The following is a 17,279-nucleotide window of genomic DNA, read 5'->3' on the forward strand; positions in this document are numbered from 1 at the left end:
CGGTCGGGGGGGGGGGGCCCGGGGGGGGCCGTCGGTGGGGGGGCCCCCGGGGGTGACCCCGCGGGCGGGAGGTGACACCGCGGGCGTCACCGAGCACCGGGATCAGCCGCCGAAGACGGTCACGAACGCCTCGCAGAACGCGTGCAGGTCGTCCGGTTTGCGGCTGGTGACCAGGGCGCTGGCCCCCGCCCGGCAGACGTGGACCCGCTCGTCCACCCAGGTGCCGCCGGCGTTGCGGATGTCGGTGGCCAGACTGGGCCACGAGGTCAGGGTCCGCCCCCGGACGACGTCGGCCTCCACCAGCAGCCAGGGCGCGTGGCAGATGGCGGCCACCGGCCGTCCCGACGCGAAGAAGCCGCGCGCGAAGCCGACCGCGGCCTCGCTCATCCGCAGGGCGTCGGGGTTCGCCACTCCCCCGGGCAGGACGAGGGCGTCGAAGCCGTCGTCGGTCCGTCCGTCGAGCACGAGGTCGACCGGGTAGGTGCCGGCCTTGTCCAGGTGACGCATGGCCTGGACCTCCCCCGGCTCCGTCGAGACCAGCTGCGGGGTCCAGCCGGCCCCCAGGACGGCCTTCCAGGGCTCGTTCAGTTCCACTTCCTCGACGCCCTCGGTCGCCGTCAGGAATGCGATGCGCACCGTACTCACGTCCTTTCGTCTCGGGAGAGGCGGCAGCCTGGCACGCGCCTACCCGCCCGGCCGTCCCTCATCCGGCCCACGGCGGCCGGGTTCGCGCGCGCCGGGGGCATGAACCCGGGAAGGACGGGCAGGCGCCCCGCCATGACTGACGACCGACCGGCGGCCGGGCACGGGGGCGCCACGAACGACGACGACGCGCGGCTGAAGGCGATCGCGGCGCTGGTGGGCCTGCGCGGCGGCGTCGGTGTGGAGTACGTCTCCGAGCTGCTGGCCGAGGTGACCCCGGACCGGTTCACGGTGCCCGCCGAGGCGGACGCCGCGGAGATCGGCCTGTCGGTGCTCCAGCAGGTGTCGGAACCCCTCAACGCGCTGGTCAACGGCTTCATCCTGGCGTTCGAGGTGGTGGCGGACGCCTACGACGAGACGGACCCCGAGACGTCCACCGAGGAGATCCTGCAGGCCCTCGCCCTGCGCATCGCGAGCGGGGCGGACTGAGGAAGGAGCAGGGGGAGCACGGCCAGGAGTTCCCCGACGGCGCCGATCCACATCGCCGGACGGGCGCCGAGCCACTCCCCCAGGGCCCCTCCCACCAGCGCGCCGACCGGCATCGCTCCCCACACCACGAAGCGGACGGTGGCGGTCATCCGGCCCAGGAGCGGGTCGGGGCACCGACGTTGCCGGAACGCCACCGAGGTGATCTTGAAGGTCATGAAGGCCGTCCAGCCCAGCCCCTGGAGTGCCACGGCGACGGCGAAGCGCCAGTCGTCCTGGTAGAAGGGCACGGCCAGCAGCCAGAGGACCCCGCTGACCAGCACGGAGGCGCACATCGCCCGCCGTTCGCCGAAGGCCGCCGCGACGCGCAGGGTGAGCAGGCTGCCGAGGAGGCCGCCGACGGCTTCGGCCGTGAACACCGCCGCGCACAGCAGCGGGGAGAGCCCCAGGTCGCCGGCGAGCAGCACCAGCAGCATGGAGGCCCCGAGGGTGCCGCACAGGTTGGAGATCGCGGAGGCCGTGGTGAGGGCGCGCAGCGCGCGGTCGCCGAAGACGAAGCGCAGCCCCTCGGAGATCTCGGCCCGCAGGCCCCCGGCCGGCCGCGGCGGCTCCTGCGGGACCGGGTCGGAGCGGCGGACGCGGGACAGGAGCAGCGCCGACAGGAGGTAGCTCACGGCGTCGGCGGCCAGGGCGACGGGCGCGGTCAGTGCGACCGTGAGGGCTCCGCCCAGCCCCGGCCCGGCGGCCTGGGTGAGACTGCGGGTGGCCTCCAGCCGGGCGTGGGCGCCGGTGAGGCGGTCGCGGTCCACGAGGTGCGGGAGGGCGCTCTGGGCCGCCACGTCGAAGAAGACCGTGCACACCGACATGCCGAAGGCGACGGCGTACAGCTGGGGCAGCGTCAGCGCGTCCAGCCCGGCCGCCACCGGGACGGACAGCAGGAGCGCGGCGCGTACGAGGTCGCCCGCGACCATCACGGTGCGGTGGCGCATCCGGTCCACCCAGGCGCCGGCGGGCAGGCCGATGAGCAGGAAGGCCAGGTACTCGGCGGTGACGAGGAGGGCCGCCTCGAAGGGCGCGGCGTGGAGGGTGCCGATCGCGACGAGGGGCAGCGCGAGGAGGGTCACGGCGGATCCGGCCTGGCTGACCGTGTCGGCGGCCCAGACCAGGCGGAAGCCGGCGTCGGGGTGCGGGCGGGGGCGGCCGCGGCGGCCGGCGCGGGGGGAGGGGTGGTTCTTCATGCCCGTGAAGATCACCGCCCCGGGGGCCGCCCCGCCAATGTTTTAGTCTGGGCGAAAAGCTGGTTTCCGGCCGGGAGGGGGGCGAAGGCGTGGGCGAGGTGCGTTTCGGTGTGCACGACGTCGGCGGCATCAGGTTCGCGATATCGCCGCTGTGGGAGACCGCGGCCTCCTTCCGCGCGGCCTCGGATCCGGGCCGGTACGCCGTCCACCTGCCGTGGATCAAACGGGCGGTGGCGCTGTGGGAGGACCGGGGGCTCGCGGGGCGGATCGCTCCCCTGCACGAGCTCGCCTCCTGGCCGGCGTGGCCGGATTTCGTGACGCCCGCGCCGCGGTGTCCGCTGGCCGGGTTCGAGGAGGAGCTGGCCGTCCTGGCGGCCACCGCGCCGGAGCGGGTCCGGGCAGGCGCCGCCGCGGCCGGCGGGCGCGCGCCGGGGGCGCCGTACGGGCAACGGCTCGCCCAGGAGCCCGCGTCGGCACTGGCGGAGCTGACGGACGCCCTGCGCGCCTGGTGGGAGGCGGCGGTCGCGCCGTCCTGGCCACGGATCCGGTCCGTACTGGAGGCGGACGTCGCGTACCGGACCCGGCAGCTCGCCGAGGACGGCATCCACGAGGTGTTCACCCGGCTGCACCCCTCGCTGAGCTGGACGGGCGACCGGCTGGTGTCCGCGGACCTGCCCGCGGCCGGGCTGGACCTGGGCGGGACGGGCCTGACCCTGGCGCCCAGCGCGTTCGCCGCCCGCTGCCACCTGCTGGCAGCGCCCGGGCCCACGCCGCCCGCCGCCGTCTACCCCTCGCGGGCGGTGGGCACCCTGTGGGAGCGGCGCGACGCCTCCGGCGACGGGCTGGCCCGCCTGCTCGGCCGCAGCCGGGCCCGGCTGCTGCTCCTCACCACCTCGCCGGCCACGACGACGCAGCTGGCGGCCCGGTGCGGGCTCAGCCTCGGCGCGGTGTCCCAGCATCTGGCCGTACTGCGCGACGCGGGCCTCGTCACCGGTCACCGCTACCGGCGCGAGGTGCACTACACGGCGAGCGACCTCGGCACCGCCCTGCTGGACCGGGCCTCGGGACCGGCCCCGGCGCCGTGACCGCCGGCCCCGGCCGTCCCGCGCCCGCGCCCCGGCGGAGCGGCCGGGAGCCGCGGCCGAACGCCTCCGCCGGCGGCGCGTCAGACCAGCGGGGCCCGTAGGACGTAGCGGACGCCGTGGTCATCGGTGGCGCCGGTGCGTTCGAAGCCCGCCCGGCCGGCGACCCCGTGGGAGGGGGCGTTGTCCGGGTCGATCGAGGCGTGCAGGGCCGTCACGCCGGGCTGCCCGAAGGCCCAGGCGGCGAGGCCGTTCAGTGCGTCGGTGGCGTAGCCGTTGCCGCGGGCCGACGGGACGAGGTCGTAGCCGACCTCCGCGTTCCCGTCGGCGTCGGGGGCGCCGTGGAACCCGATGCCGCCGATGGCGCGCCGGTCCTCCGTCCGGACGATGGCGTACGGGCCCCACCCCGGGCGGTGCGTGCCCTGCTCCCGGGCCTTGAGCACCATCCCGGCGGCGAACCGGGTGCCCTCACCGGGGCCGTCCCCGGCCCAGGCGAAACCGCCGGTGCCGCCCGCGTGCAGATCGGCGGCCACCTGCGGGGAGATCTCGCAGAGGACGACGCGGCCCGCCTCGACGGGTTCGGCGTACCAGCGCCAGACCGGCCGGCGGGGCAGGTCCCCGAGGGCGGCCCGGCCGGTCACCCACAGCAGGGTCGGCCAGGGGGCGGCGGCGCGCGGCGCCTGCGGGAACAGCCGGTCGAGGACCTGCCGGCAGAGGTCCGCGTCGGGCTCCCAGTCGTGGACGCCCAGGGCGTTCAGGATGTCGTGGGTGTGCAGCAGGGTCTCGACGACGCCCATGGCCGCGAAGCCGTCCCCGTCCGCCATGCCGTACGGGTGCCAGGCCCGGTCGCCGGGGCGGGCCGCCGCCACGGCGGCGGACAGCAGGCCCCCGGTCGCTTCGATGACCTCGACGAGACCCTCGGGGGTGGTGCCGGGGTCCGCGCTGATCTCGAACGGGACCCAGGCACCGGACGCGCGGCCGGTGAGCTGGGCGGCGTACGCGGTGAAGTCGCCCGCGATGTGGACGGCCGTGTCGTAACAGCTCCACTCCAGCCCGGCGGCGGGTACGGACCAGTCGAGGTGCGCCACCCCTCGGAGCGCCTGCGCGGTGAGGGACACGGACCGGTCCACGGCATGGGGGGTCATGATCGTCATGCGCCGAACCCTAGGCTCACCCCCACGACCGGGCCAACGGTTTTCCCGCACGGCGGTGCGGGCCCCGGAAAAGGCGGGAGCGGCGGGTCCGCGCGTCTCGTACCATCGGCCCGCACCGACCCGTCGAGCGTCAGCAGGGACTTCGTGAACCACTCCGATCCGCGCGCCATGGCGCCCTCGATCGCGGCCGCCATGGCCGCCGCCGACCACAGCCCCGACAGCCAGCTGTCCCAGACCGCCCACCGCGCCCGCCTCGTGGCGGGCTGGGGCATCGCGCCGGGTGCGACCGTCCTCGAACTGGGATGCGGCCAGGGCGATATGACCGCCGTGCTGGCGGAGGCGGTCGGACCCGACGGGCGGGTGGTGGCCGTCGACGTGGCCGACCCCTCCTACGGGGCGCCCGTCACGCTCGGCGCATCGGCCGACCGGCTCGCCGCGGGGCGGCTCGGGCCGCGCATCGACTTCCGCTTCGGCACCGACGTCCTCGATCCGTCGGTCGGCTTCCCCGAAGGCGCCTTCGACCACGTGGTGCTCGCGCACTGCTCCTGGTACTTCGCCTCGCTCGGGCGGCTGCGCGACACGCTGGCGCGGGTCCGGCCCTGGGCGCGGCGGCTGTGCTTCGCCGAGTGGGACCTGACGCCCGCGTCCGGCGACCGGCTCGCGCACCTCCTGGCCGTGCTGATCCAGGGGCAGGCCGAGGCGGCGGGCGCGCGCGGCCAGGGCAACGTCCGCACGCCCTTCTCCCGCGAGGCGCTGCTGCGGCTCCTGCCCGGGGCCGGGTGGACGGCCGACGGCGGCGGCCCGGTCGACACCGCGGAACTCCAGGACGGCGACTGGGAGATCGCCGCCTGCCTCGACCCGGCCGCGGAGCGGGAGCGCCTGGCCGCGCTGAGCGAGCCGGTGCGACAGCTCGTCCTGAGCCAGACCGACGTCCTGCGGGCCGTCGCCCGGCCGCACGGCAACCGCGCGCTCGACTCGTACACGGTGACCGCGCACTGAGCCGCGCCGCCCGGCCGCCCAGGCGCCCTGTCGGCCGGGCTCCCGGGGTGGTAGACCTGCGTCCTGGAGCAGAGGGGGGCGGCCGTGCCGGACATCAGGATCGGGGTCCTCGGATACGGCCTGCGCGGCGCCCTGGCCCGGACGGCGCACCGGCCGGGCCGGGGCGCCGTCGTGGCCGCGGTCGCCGATCCCGACCCGCCGGCCCGCGCCGCCGCCGCGGGGGCGTTCCCCGGCGCGCGGGTCGGCGCCGACGCCCGCGAGGTGATCGGGGGGCCGGGGATCGACGCCGTGCTGGTCCTCACCCCGGACCACACCCACGCCGAGCTGGCGGTCCGTGCCCTTCGGGCCGGCCGGCCGGTCTTCGTGGAGAAGCCGCTGGACATCAGCGTGGAGCGCTGTGACGAGGTGCTGCGCACGGCGTACGAGACGGGCACCCGGCTGTACGTGGGACACAACATGCGCCACATGCCGGTGGTCCGGCTGATGCGGGAGCTGATCGCACACGGCGCGGTGGGGACCGTCAAGACGGTGTGGATCCGGCATTTCGTGGGGGCGTACGGGGCGACGCAGTCGCTGCGGGACGGCGGGACCCCGCGCAGGGTCCCGCCGCTCGATCCCGTGCTGGCCGCCTATTTCGAGAACGGACAGCTTCGCAAAGTCCCCTGAGGGACCGTCAGGCCGTGACGGCGGTGCGGAGCCGCTCCGCCATGGCCCCGATGACCTCGGCGTGGTCGCGGACCAGGTAGAAGTGGCCCGGGGAGAACACCTTGAGCTCGAAAGGGCCTTCGGTGTGCTCGGCCCAGGCGGCGGCCTCGGCCACGGTCACCTTCGGGTCGTCCGTGCCGACCATGGCCAGCACGGGGCAGCGCAGCCGCTCCCCCGGCTCGGGGGCGTAGGTCTCCGCGGCCCGGTAGTCGGCCCGGATGGCCGGGAGGACCATCCGCAGCACCTCCTCGTCGCCGAGCAGCCGGCTGTCGGTGCCGCTGAGCGCCTTCATCTCCTCGATCAGGCCGTCGTCGTCGCGCAGGTGCACGGTCTCGTGGCGGTACGCGGACGGGGCGCGGCGGCCCGAGGCGAACAGGGCGGCCGCCACGATGCCCTTCTCGCGTTCGAAGCGGCGGGCGACCTCGTAGGCGACGGAGGCGCCCATGCTGTGCCCGAAGAAGGCCAGCGGCCGGTCCGCCCAGGGCAGCAGGGCGGTGAAGACCTGGTCGGCGAGCTGGTGGACGCTGTCGAGGAGGGGCTCGGCGCGCCGGTCCTGCCGGCCGGGGTACTGGACGCACAGGACGTCGGCGAAGTCCGGCATGGCGCGGGCGACGGGCAGGTAGAAGCTGGCGGAGCCGCCCGCGTGCGGCAGGCAGACCAGGCGGACGGAGCTGTCCGGCCTCGGCTGGAATCGGCGTATCCACAGGCTGCTGTCGGTGGTGGTCGGGGTGTTCACGGTACGGATCGGGTCCTTTCGAACGGGAGGGGACGGGACGGTCACGGCAGCTTGAGGATCCACTCGTCGACCGCGGTGGCGGTGGACTCGGCGTGGCGTTCCATCAGCGTGTAGTGGTTGCCCGGGACTTCGGTGACGGTCCGGGCGTGTTCGGGGACGGGCGGGCGGTCGTCGGTCCGGTCCGCGGAGGAGCCGTCCGCCATCCGGTCGGCGGCCCGGACCACGAGGGTGGGGGCGGTGGCCTGGGGGGCCTGCCAGTCCTCGAAGACGTCGAGGTAGCCGCCCATCGCGGTGAGCTGGGTGCCGGGCGCGGAGATGAACTCGAAGCGGTCGGACTGTTCCCGTACGACGGCTGCCTGGAACCGGTCGCCCATGCCCTGGCTGCGGGTGAAGCTGTCGAGCATCACGATGCCTTCGACGGGCCGGCCCAGCTCCTCCAGCCGGCAGGCGACGGCGTGGGCCACCCAGCCGCCGGAGGAGTAGCCGACGAGGACCACCGGCTCCTGCCCCGCGCAGGCGGTGACGGCCCCGACGTGGACCTCGACGAGGGCCTCGACGTCGCGGGGCAGGGACTCGCCCGGGCCGAAGCCCGGCTCGGGCAGCCCCCAGATGGTGCGCCGGCCGCCGAACGCCGCGGCGAAGCGGGCGTACTGGTGGACTCCGGAGGGGGCCATGTAGGGGCCGAAGCAGACCAGGTGGGGGCCCTCGTCGCCGTGGGCCAGGCGGACCGGGACGGGCCGGTGGCCGTCGGCGTCGGCGGCGTCGAAGACGGGCCGCAGCCGGGCGGCGGCGGTGACCATCCTGATGGCCTCGGTGAGCCGGCCGGTCGCGGCCGCCTGCCGGTAGAGGGTGACGAGCAGGTCTTCTCCGGATGCCTCGGCGGCGGTGCCCGGCGCGGGCGCGGCGGTGGCGCCGGGGCGCTGCGCGAGCAGTTCGAGCAGGCGGGCGGCCAGCGCGGTGGGGGTGGTGTGGTCGAAGACCAGGGTGCCGGGCAGTTTCATGCCGGTGGCCCGGCCGAGCCGCTTGGCGAGCCGGACGGCGGTGAGCGAGTCGAAGCCGAGCTCCAGGAAGACCTGCCGCTCCCCGACGGCGTCGGAGGACGGGTGGCCGAGTACGGCGGCCGCCTCGGAGCGTACGAAGTCCAGCACGGCCGGGGCCGGGTCGGCCCCCCGGAGTGCGGCGAGGCGGCGCAGCAGGGGCGGTTCGCCGTCGTCCGGGCCGTCCGCGGCGCCGTCCTCGGCGGCCGTCAGCCGGCGTACCTCGGGCAGGTCGGCGATCAGGGGGCTGGGCCGGGCGGCGGTGAACCCGGGGACGAACCGGGTCCAGTCCACCTCGGCGACGACCACGGTGGTGTCGCCGCGTCCGACCGCGCGGCGCAGGGCCAGCACCCCGAGGCCGGGGTCCATGGGGTCGAGTCCGCGCAGCCGCAGCCGCTCCTCCGCCGCCCGGTCGACCATGCCGCCGCCGCCCCAGGCGCCCCAGGCCACGGAGGTGGCGGTCAGGCCGCGGGCGCGGCGGTCCTCGGCGAGGGCGTCCACGAAGGCGTTGGCCGCGGCGTACCCGGCCTGGGCGCCGCTGCCCCAGGCGGCGGCTCCGGAGGAGAACAGCACGAAGGCGTCGAGTTCCCGGCCGGCGAGGAGTTCGTCCAGGTGGGCGGCGCCCGCCGCCTTCGCCCCGAAGAGGGATCCGAGGTCGGCGACGGTGGTGTCGGCGAGCATGGCGGGCGTGCCGGTGCCCGCGGCGTGCACGACGGCGGTCAGCGGGGGCAGGGCGCCGAGGGAGTCCAGGAGGCGGGCCACGTCCTGCCGGTCGGCCAGGTCGCAGGCGGCCAGCGTGACTCCGGCGCCCAGGGCCTCCAGCTCGGCGGCCAGTTCCGCGGCGCCCTCGGCGTCGGGGCCGCGGCGGCCGGCCAGCACCAGGTGGGCGGCGCCGGCGCCGGCGAGCCGGCGGGCGACGTGGCCGCCGATGTGGCCGGTGCCGCCGGTGACCAGGACGGTGCCGCGGGGCTGCCAGCCGGGGCCGGCGGGGGCCCCGTCGCCGGTGGCGCGGAGCATCCGGCGGGCGAGGACCCCGTCGGGACGCAGGGCGAGCTGGTCCTCGCCGGAGGCGCCGGTGAGGGCCGCGGCCAGCCTGCGGCCGGTACGGCCGTCGGTGGCGCGCACCCCGGCGGGCAGGTCGATGTGGCCGCCCCACCGGCCGGGGTGTTCCAGGGCGGCGACCCGGCCGAGGGCGGCGACGGGTGCCTGGTGGACGGAGCGCACGGGGTCGGCGGGGCCGGTGGAGACCGCGCCGCGGGTCAGGCACCACAGGGGGGCGTCGATGCCGGCGTCGCCGAGCGCCTGGAGGAGGAGCAGGGTGGTGGCCAGGCCGAGCGGGACGGCGGGATGCTCCGGGTGGGCCCGTTCGTCGAGGGCGAGCAGGGAGACGACGGCGGTCGCGGCGCGGCCGCAGGTGCCCAGGGCGTCGGCGAGGGAGTGCCGGTCGGCGTCGCCCGCGACGTCCAGGCGGACGATCTCGGCGCCGTGGGCGGCGAGGGAGTCCAGGGCGAGTTCCACGGCGGGGTCGCCGGGCAGGTCGCGGGGGACGACGGCGAGCCAGCTCCCGGCGAGGGGGGCGGGCGGTGCCGGGTCGGCCACCGGCTTCCAGGCGATGCGGTAGCGCCAGGCGTCCGTGACGGCCTCGTCGCGGCGGCCCCGGTGCCAGCTGTGCAGGGCCGGGAGCGCGGTGCGCAGGGTGGCGTCCTCGTCGATGCCGAGTTCCCCGGCGAGGGTGGTGAGGTCCTCGCGGGCCACGGCCTCCCAGAAGCCGGCGTCGGCGTCGGGTCCGGCGGCGGGGGCCGGGCCGGCGGCCGTGTCGGGGGCGTCGAGCCAGTAGCGCCGCCGCTGGAAGGGGTAGGTGGGCAGGGCGGGGGGCGGGCCGGTCCGGTCCGTGCCGTCGCCCAGGACGGTGTCCCAGTCGACGGGGACCCCGTGTGCGTGGGCCTCGCCGAGGGAGGTGAGGAAACGGCGGGCGCCTCCGTCGGCCCGGGTGAGGGTGGTGAGGACGGTGGCGGGGGTCTGCGTCGGGGTGTCGTCGATGGTGTCCTGGAGCCCGTAGACGAGCACGGGGTGCGGGCTGACCTCGATGAACACCCGGTGTCCGTCGGCCAGCAGCCGGCGCGCGGTCTGCTCGAAGCGGACGGTGCGGCGCAGGTTGCCGTACCAGTAGGCGGCGTCGGGCGGAGTGTCGAGGGGGGCGCCGGTGACCGTCGAGTAGAACGGGACCTCGGGCGCGGCGGGTGCCAGGGAGGCGAGTTCCGCGGCGAGTTCCCCCCGCAGGGACGCGACCTGGGGGCAGTGCGAGGCGAGGTCCACCCGGACCCGCTTGGCGCGTACGCCGTCGGCGGCGCAGGTTTCGAGGAGTTCGGCCAGGGCTTCGCGGTCCCCGGAGACGACCACGGTGCGGGGGCCGTTGACGGCGGCGACGGCGAGGCGGCCGTCCCAGGGGGCGATGCGTGCGGCGGCCTCGGTCTCCGGCAGCGGGAGGGAGACCATGCCGCCCTGTCCGGACAGGCGCAGCAGGAGGGCGCTGCGGCGGGCGACGAGGCGGGCGCCGTCGTCGAGGGTCAGGGCTCCGGCGACGACGGCGGCGGCGATCTCGCCCTGCGAGTGGCCGACGACGGCGGCGGGGCGGACCCCGCAGGAGCGCCACAGTTCGGCGAGGGAGACCATCACGGCCCAGAGCACGGGCTGGACGACGTCGGCGGTTTCCAGGGGCGGGGCGCCGTCCGCGCCGCGCAGGACGTCTTCGAGGTCCCAGTCGGTGTGGGGGGCCAGGGCCCGGCCGCAGGCGGTGATCCGGTCGCGGAAGACCTCGGAGGTGTCGAGGAGTCCGACGGCCATGCCGGCCCACTGGGAGCCCTGGCCGGGGAAGACGAACACGGGCTGGGCGGGGGCGGCGGCGGTGCCCCGGACGGCGCCGGCGTGGGAGGCGCCGGAGGCGAGCGCGTCGAGGGCGGCGATCAGCTCCTCGCGGTCCTCGCCGACGGCGACGGCGCGTTCGGCGAAGGGGGTGCGGGTGGTGGCGAGGGCGTGGCCGGTCTCACGCGGGTCGGTGTCGGGGTCCTCGCGCAGCAGGGCGGCGACGCGGGCCGCCTGTTCCTCCAGGGCGGGGACGGTGCGGGCGGCGAGCGGCAGCGCGGTGGCGGCCGTGGTCAGGGGCCGGGGCGCGGGGTCTGCGGCCGGGCCGGCTTCGGGGGCCGGCGGGGACGCGGGGCGGGGTGCCTCCTCGATGATGACGTGGGCGTTGGTGCCGCTCATGCCGAAGGAGGAGACCGCGGCGCGGCGGGGCCGGCCGTCGGCGTCCGGTTCCCAGGGGACGGGTGCGGTGAGGAGGCGGACGGCGCCCGCGGTCCAGTCGACGTGCGGGGTGGGCTCGTCGGCGTGCAGGGTCCTGGGGAGCAGGCCGTGCCGCAGCGCCTGCACCATCTTGATGACGCCGCCGGCGCCGGCGGCCGCCTGGGTGTGGCCGATGTTCGACTTGAGGGAGCCGAGCCACAGGGGCCGGCCGGTGTCGCGGTCCTGCCCGTAGGTGGCGAGCAGGGCGGACGCCTCGATGGGGTCGCCGAGGCGGGTGCCGGTGCCGTGTCCCTCGACGGCGTCGACGTCGGCGGTGGTCAGGCCGGCGTCGGCGAGGGCCTGGCGGATGACGAGCTGCTGGGCGCGGCCGCTGGGCGCGGTGAGGCCGTTGGAGGCGCCATCCTGGTTGACGGCGGAGCCGCGGATCACGGCGAGGACGGGGTGGCGGTTGCGGCGGGCGTCGGAGAGCCGTTCCACCAGCAGCATGCCGACGCCCTCGCCCCAGCCGGTGCCGTCGGCGTCGGCGGAGTAGGCCTTGCAGCGGCCGTCGGCGGACAAGGCGCGCTGGCGGCTGAACTCGACGAAGGCGCCGGAGCTGGACATGACGGTGACGCCGCCGGCGAGGGCCAGGTCGCATTCGCCCTGGCGCAGGGACCGGGCCGCCATGTGCAGGGCGACGAGGGAGGAGGAGCAGGCGGTGTCGACGGTGACGGCCGGGCCTTCGAGGCCGAGGGTGTAGGCGATGCGGCCGGAGGCCACGCTGGCGGCGTTGCCGGTGCCGAGGTAGCCCTCGACGCCTTCGGGGACGGCCAGGCCGCGCCGGAGGTAGTCCTGGTAGCCGGAGCCGACGAACACGCCGGTGCGGCTGCCGCGGACGGTCGCCGGGTCCAGGCCGGCCCGTTCGAAGGCCTCCCAGGAGGTTTCCAGGAGGAGCCGCTGCTGGGGGTCCATGGCGGTGGCCTCGCGGGGCGAGATGCCGAAGAACGCGGCGTCGAAGTCGGCCAGGTCGTAGAGGAAGCCGCCGGCGCGGGCGTAGGTGGTGCCGGGGTGGTCGGGGTCGGGGTGGTAGAGCGCGTCGAGGTCCCAGCCGCGGTTGTCGGGGAAGACCGACATGGCGTCGGTGCCCTCTTCGACCAGCCGCCACAGTTCCTCGGGCGAGTGGGCGCCGCCGGGGTAGCGGCAGCTCATCGCGACGATCGCGATCGGCTCGTCGTCGGCGGCGGGCCGGGTGGCGGTGGCCGCGGCCGGCTCCTGGGCGCCGAGGAGCTCGGCGAGGAGCCGGCCGGCGAGGTCGAGGGCGCAGGGGTGGTCGAAGACGAGGGTGGTGGGCAGGTCCAGGCCGGTGGCGCGGACCAGCCGGCCGCGCAGTTCCACGGCGGTGAGGGAGTCGAACCCCAGGTCGCGGAAGGCGCGTCCGGGCTCGACGGCTTCGGCGCCGGGGTGGCCGAGTACGGCGGCGGCCTCGCGTCGGACGAGTTCCACGAGGGTGCGGTCCCGGTCGGCGGGGGCGCCCCCGGCGAGGGTGCGGCGCAGGGCCCGGGCGGTGTCCTCGGCCGCGCCGCTGCCCGTGGAGCGGCTGTTCGCGGCGTCGCGGACTTCGGGCAGGCCGGAGAGGAGGGGGCTGGGGCGGCCGACGGTGAAGGTGGGGGCGAAGCGGGCCCAGTCGACGTCGGCGACGGTCACGGTGGTGGCGCCGCGGCCGACGGCGTGGTCCAGGGCGGTGAGCGCCCGGTCGGCGGGGAGCGGTTCCAGGCCGCGCTTGCGGAGGCTGTCGGCGATCTCGGGGGTGGCGGCCATGCCGGAGCCGGCCCAGGGGCCCCAGGCGACGGAGGTGGCGGCCAGGCCGTCGTGGCGGCGGGCGGCGGCGAGGGCGTCGAGGTGGGCGTTGGCGGCGCTGTAGGCGGCCTGCCCGCCCGCGCCCCACACGCCGGCGATGGAGGAGAACAGGACGAACGCGTCGAGTTCCCGGCCGGCGGGGAGTTCGCGCAGGAGGGCGTCGAGGTGGACGGCTCCCGCGGCCTTCGCGGCCAGGACGGCGTCGAAGGCGGCCGGCGCGGTGTCGGCCAGCAGTCCGGGCGTGTCGATGCCGGCGGTGTGCACGACGGCGGTGAGGGGCTGTGCGGCGGTCGGGCCGGTGAGTTCGTCGAGGAGCCCGGCGAGGGCGTCGCGGTCGGCCACGTCGCAGGCCGTGACGGTCACGCGGGCGCCCAGCGCCTCCAGTTCGGCGGTCAGTTCCGCGGCGCCCTCGGCGCCGGGGCCTCGCCGGCCGGCGAGGACGAGGTGTGCGGCGCCGCGTGCGGCCAGCAGCCGGGCGACGTGCCCGCCGAGGGCCCCGGTCCCTCCGGTGATCAGGACCGTGCCGCGCGGCTGCCATGCGGCGGCGCGGCGGGTCTCGGTGTCGGGGGTGCGGGAGAGCCGGCGGGCGAGGACGCCGCCGGGGCGTACGGCCAGCTGGTCCTCCGGGCCGTCGCCGGTGAGGATGCCGAGCAGGAGGTCCAGGGCGGCGGTGTCGCAGTCCGCCGGCAGGTCGACGAGGCCTCCCCAGCGGTCGGGGTGTTCCAGGGCGGCGACCCGGCCCAGGCCCCAGGTCCGGGCCTGGGCGGGGGCGGTGGGCGGGTCCTGGGGGGAGGTGGTGACGGCGCCGCGGGTGGCGCACCACAGGGGTGCCGCGACGGCGGCGTCGCCGAGGGCCTGGATCAGGGTGAGGGTGGCGGCGTCGCCGGCGGTGAGGGCGGGCAGTCCCGCGGCGGGGCGCTCGTCCAGGGCCAGCAGGGAGACGACGGTGCGCGGGGCGGCGTCGGCGGCGGCCTCCCGCAGCCGGCCGGCGAGGGCGGCGCGGTCCTGCGCGGCGTCCACGGTGAGGAGGGTGGTGCGGGCCCCGCGGGCGGTGAGCGCGTCGCGGAGCGCGCCGGTGAGTTCCGCGGCGGTGGGGTCCGCGCCGTCGGCGGGCGCCAGCAGGAGCCAGTGGCCGTCGACGGGACCGGCGGCGGGGGCGGGCAGCTGTTGCCAGGTGATGTCGTACTGCCGGTCCTCGCTCGCGGGCCGGCGCCCGGCGGGGGTGGTGGGCCGGAGCCAGTACTCCTGGCGCTGGAAGGCGTACGTGGGCAGGTCGATGCGGCGGGCGCCGCGTCCGGCGTGGACTGCTGCCCAGTCGACGGGGGTGCCGTGGACGTGGAGCCGGGCGAGGGCGGTGGTGACGGCCGGGCGCTCGGGGCGGTCGGTGCGCAGCAGGGGGACGAGGACGCGGGTGTCGTCGAGGAGGTGCCCGGCCTGGGCGGCCAGGGCTCCGCCGGGCCCGACTTCCAGGAAGGCGGTGACGCCTTCGGCGGCGAGGGAGCCGACGGCGTCGGCGAAGCGGACCGCTTCGCGGATGTGGCGGACCCAGTGGTCCGCCGAGCAGAGCTCCTCGGCGGTGACCGGGCCCCCGGTGAGGGTGGAGACGACCGGCAGCTTCGGGGGTGCGAAGGAGACGGAGGCGACGGCGGCCCGGAAGGCGGCCAGCATCGGGTCCATCAGGGGTGAGTGGAAGGCGTGGGAGACGGCGAGCGCCTTGGTCCTGCGGCCTTCGGCGGCGAGCCGGTCCACGACGGAGGAGACGGCGTCGGCGGCGCCCGAGACGACCACGGACCGCGGCCCGTTGACGGCGGCGACGCCGGCCTGTTCCTCCAGGCCCGCGAGCCGTTCCCGTACCTCCGCCTCGGAGGCCTCGACGGCGACCATCACCCCGCCCGCGGGGAGCCGCTGCATCAGCCGGCCCCGCAGGGCCACGAGCTTCGCCGCGTCCTGGAGCGACAGCACGCCCGCCGCGTGGGCGGCCGCGTATTCGCCGACGGAGTGCCCGGCCAGCCGGTCGGGGTGCACTCCCCAGGACTCCAGCAGCCGGAACAGGGCCACTTCGACGGCGAACAGGGCGGGCTGGGTGTACTCGGTGCGCTCCAGCAGGTCGGGGTCCGTCCCGAACACCACTTCCTTCAGGGGGCGTTCGAGGTGCGGGTCGAGTGCGGCGCAGGCGGCGTCGAAGGCCTCGGCGAACGCCGGTTCGGCCGCGTCGAGTTCACGCCCCATGCCCAGGCGCTGGCTGCCCTGCCCCGAGAACAGGAACGCGGTCGACGTCTCGCGTCCGCGCACGCCCTCGACGACGTTCGCGGCGGGCTCGGCTGCGGCGAGGGCGGCGACTCCGGCGACGAGTTCGGGCAGCTCGGTGCCGACGACGGCGGCGCGGTGCTCCAGGACGGCCCGGGAGGAGGCCAGGGAGTGGGCCACGTCCACGGGGCTGACCTCGCCGAGGCCGAGGACGTGCCGCAGGAGGCGTTCGGCCTGTTCGCGCAGGGCCGTGGTGTCGCGTCCCGAGAGGGTCCACGCCACCGGCGGCGGACCGGCGGCGGGTACGGGGGCCGCGTCCGGCTCGGGGAGCGCCGGGGCCTCTTCGATGATGGTGTGGGCGTTGGTGCCGCTCACTCCGAAGGAGGAGACGGCGGCCCGGCGCAGCCGGCCGTCCTGGGTCCAGGTCACGGGTTCGGTGAGGAGGCGGACGGTGCCGGAGGTCCAGTCGACGTGCGGGGAGGGCTCCTCGGCGTGCAGGGTCCTGGGCAGGACGCCGTGGCGCAGCGCCTCGACCATCTTGATGATCCCGCCGACCCCGGCCGCGGCCTGGGTGTGGCCGATGTTGGACTTCAGGGAGCCCAGCCACAGCGGCCGGTCCTCCGGCCGGCCTTGGCCGTACGTCGCGAGGAGGGCCTGCGCCTCGATCGGGTCGCCGAGGACGGTGCCGGTGCCGTGCGCCTCGACCGCGTCCACGTCGGCCGCCGACAGCCCGGCACCGGCCAGGGCCTGCTCGATCACCCGCTGCTGGGCGGGGCCGTTGGGGGCGGTGAGCCCGTTGGAGGCACCGTCCTGGTTGACGGCGCTCCCCCGGACCACCGCCAGGACCGGGTGGCCGTTGCGGAGGGCGTCCGAGAGCCGCTCGACGAGCAGCAGGCCCACGCCCTCGCCCCAGCCCGTGCCGTCGGCTCCGGCGGCGAAGGACTTGCAGCGGCCGTCGACCGCCAGGCCCTGCTGGCGGCTGAACTCGGTGAACATGCCGGTGGCGGCCATGACGGCGGCGCCGCCGGCCAGGGCCATGGTGCACTCGCCGCGCCGCAGCGCCTGGACGGCCAGGTGCAGGGCGACGAGCGAGGAGGAGCAGGCCGTGTCCACGGTCAGCGAGGGGCCTTCCAGCCCGAAGGTGTAGGAGAGGCGGCCGGAGGCGACGCTGGGGGCGGTGCCGGTGAGCAGGTATCCCTCCAGTTCCTCGCGGGTGTCGCCGTCGCCCGCGTAGCCCTGGTAGGCGAGGCCGACGAACACGCCGGTGCGGGAGCCCCTGACGGAGGTGGGGGCGATCCCGGCCCGCTCGAAGGCCTCCCAGGCGACTTCGAGGAGCAGCCGCTGCTGCGGGTCGGTGGCCAGGGCCTCGCGGGGGGACATCCCGAAGAGGCCCGGGTCGAAGCGGCCCGCGTCGTGGAGGAAGCCGCCCTCGCGGGTGTAGCACGTGCCGGGGACGCCCGGGTCCGGGTCGTAGAGCCCCTCCAGGTCCCATCCGCGGTTGTCGGGGAAGCCGGTGACGGCGTCGGAGCCGCTCTCGACCAGCCGCCACAGGGCCTCGGGGCTGTCGACGCCGCCGGGGTAGCGGCAGCTCGTCGCGACGATGGCGATCGGCTCCTGGTCCTGCGCCTCCACCTCGTGCAGGCGGCGCCGGGTCTGCTTGAGGTCCGCCGTCACGCGCTTGAGGTAGTCCAGCAGCTTCTGCTCGTTCGCGTGCTGTCCGCTCGGGACGTGCCGGCCGTTCTGCTCGTTCTGCTCGTTCTGCTCGTTCTGCATGTTTCTTCACCCGTCGAGGAGTGTCGGGAAGGGGTGCGGTGGTG

The 17,279-nt window shown here is 76.6% G+C and carries 7 protein-coding genes and 2 pseudogenes; 4 read left to right on the forward strand and 5 right to left on the reverse strand.

The annotated features are described in order from the left end of the window. Positions 1 to 102: 102 nt before the first annotated feature. Positions 103 to 636, reverse strand: a complete 534-nt coding sequence (locus WDV06_RS24435) for a type 1 glutamine amidotransferase domain-containing protein (protein ID WP_395511917.1) — start codon at positions 634 to 636, stop codon at positions 103 to 105. 141 nt (positions 637 to 777) lie between these two features. Here WDV06_RS24435 and WDV06_RS24440 point away from each other — a divergent pair, with 141 nt between their 5' ends. After that, positions 778 to 1,131, forward strand: coding sequence for a hypothetical protein (locus WDV06_RS24440; RefSeq protein ID WP_395511918.1), 354 nt, complete (start codon positions 778 to 780; stop codon positions 1,129 to 1,131). Here WDV06_RS24440 and WDV06_RS24445 read toward each other — a convergent pair. Beyond that, positions 1,050 to 2,366, reverse strand: coding sequence for an MFS transporter (locus WDV06_RS24445; protein ID WP_395511919.1), 1,317 nt, complete (start codon positions 2,364 to 2,366; stop codon positions 1,050 to 1,052). The genes WDV06_RS24440 and WDV06_RS24445 overlap by 82 nt on opposite strands. A gap of 89 nt (positions 2,367 to 2,455) precedes the next feature. Here WDV06_RS24445 and WDV06_RS24450 point away from each other — a divergent pair, with 89 nt between their 5' ends. After that, complete coding sequence (locus WDV06_RS24450) at positions 2,456 to 3,451, forward strand: ArsR/SmtB family transcription factor (RefSeq protein ID WP_395511920.1); 996 nt, start codon at positions 2,456 to 2,458, stop codon at positions 3,449 to 3,451. 80 nt (positions 3,452 to 3,531) lie between these two features. Here WDV06_RS24450 and WDV06_RS24455 read toward each other — a convergent pair whose 3' ends face one another. Further along, complete coding sequence (locus WDV06_RS24455; RefSeq protein ID WP_395511921.1) at positions 3,532 to 4,602, reverse strand: GNAT family N-acetyltransferase; 1,071 nt, start codon at positions 4,600 to 4,602, stop codon at positions 3,532 to 3,534. A gap of 192 nt (positions 4,603 to 4,794) precedes the next feature. On the opposite strand from WDV06_RS24455, the gene WDV06_RS24460 reads away from it, so the two are divergent. Both WDV06_RS24460 and WDV06_RS24465 read left to right on the forward strand, forming a co-directional pair. Continuing rightward, positions 4,795 to 5,601: a class I SAM-dependent methyltransferase gene (locus WDV06_RS24460; RefSeq protein ID WP_395511924.1), complete on the forward strand. Its 807-nt coding sequence runs from the start codon at positions 4,795 to 4,797 to the stop codon at positions 5,599 to 5,601. Between the two features lie 84 nt (positions 5,602 to 5,685). Continuing rightward, positions 5,686 to 6,201: pseudogene (locus WDV06_RS24465) on the forward strand (Gfo/Idh/MocA family protein); the annotation flags it as partial. Between the two features lie 73 nt (positions 6,202 to 6,274). Here WDV06_RS24465 and WDV06_RS24470 read toward each other — a convergent pair. Next, complete coding sequence (locus WDV06_RS24470; protein WP_395511922.1) at positions 6,275 to 7,042, reverse strand: thioesterase II family protein; 768 nt, start codon at positions 7,040 to 7,042, stop codon at positions 6,275 to 6,277. A 41-nt stretch (positions 7,043 to 7,083) separates the two neighbouring features. Further along, positions 7,084 to 17,172, reverse strand: a pseudogene (locus WDV06_RS24475) (type I polyketide synthase); the annotation flags it as partial. Positions 17,173 to 17,279 lie beyond the last annotated feature (107 nt).

The sequence above is a fragment of the Streptomyces racemochromogenes genome, from assembly GCF_044129415.1.
Taxonomy (GTDB): Bacteria; Actinomycetota; Actinomycetes; order Streptomycetales; family Streptomycetaceae; genus Streptomyces; species Streptomyces racemochromogenes_A.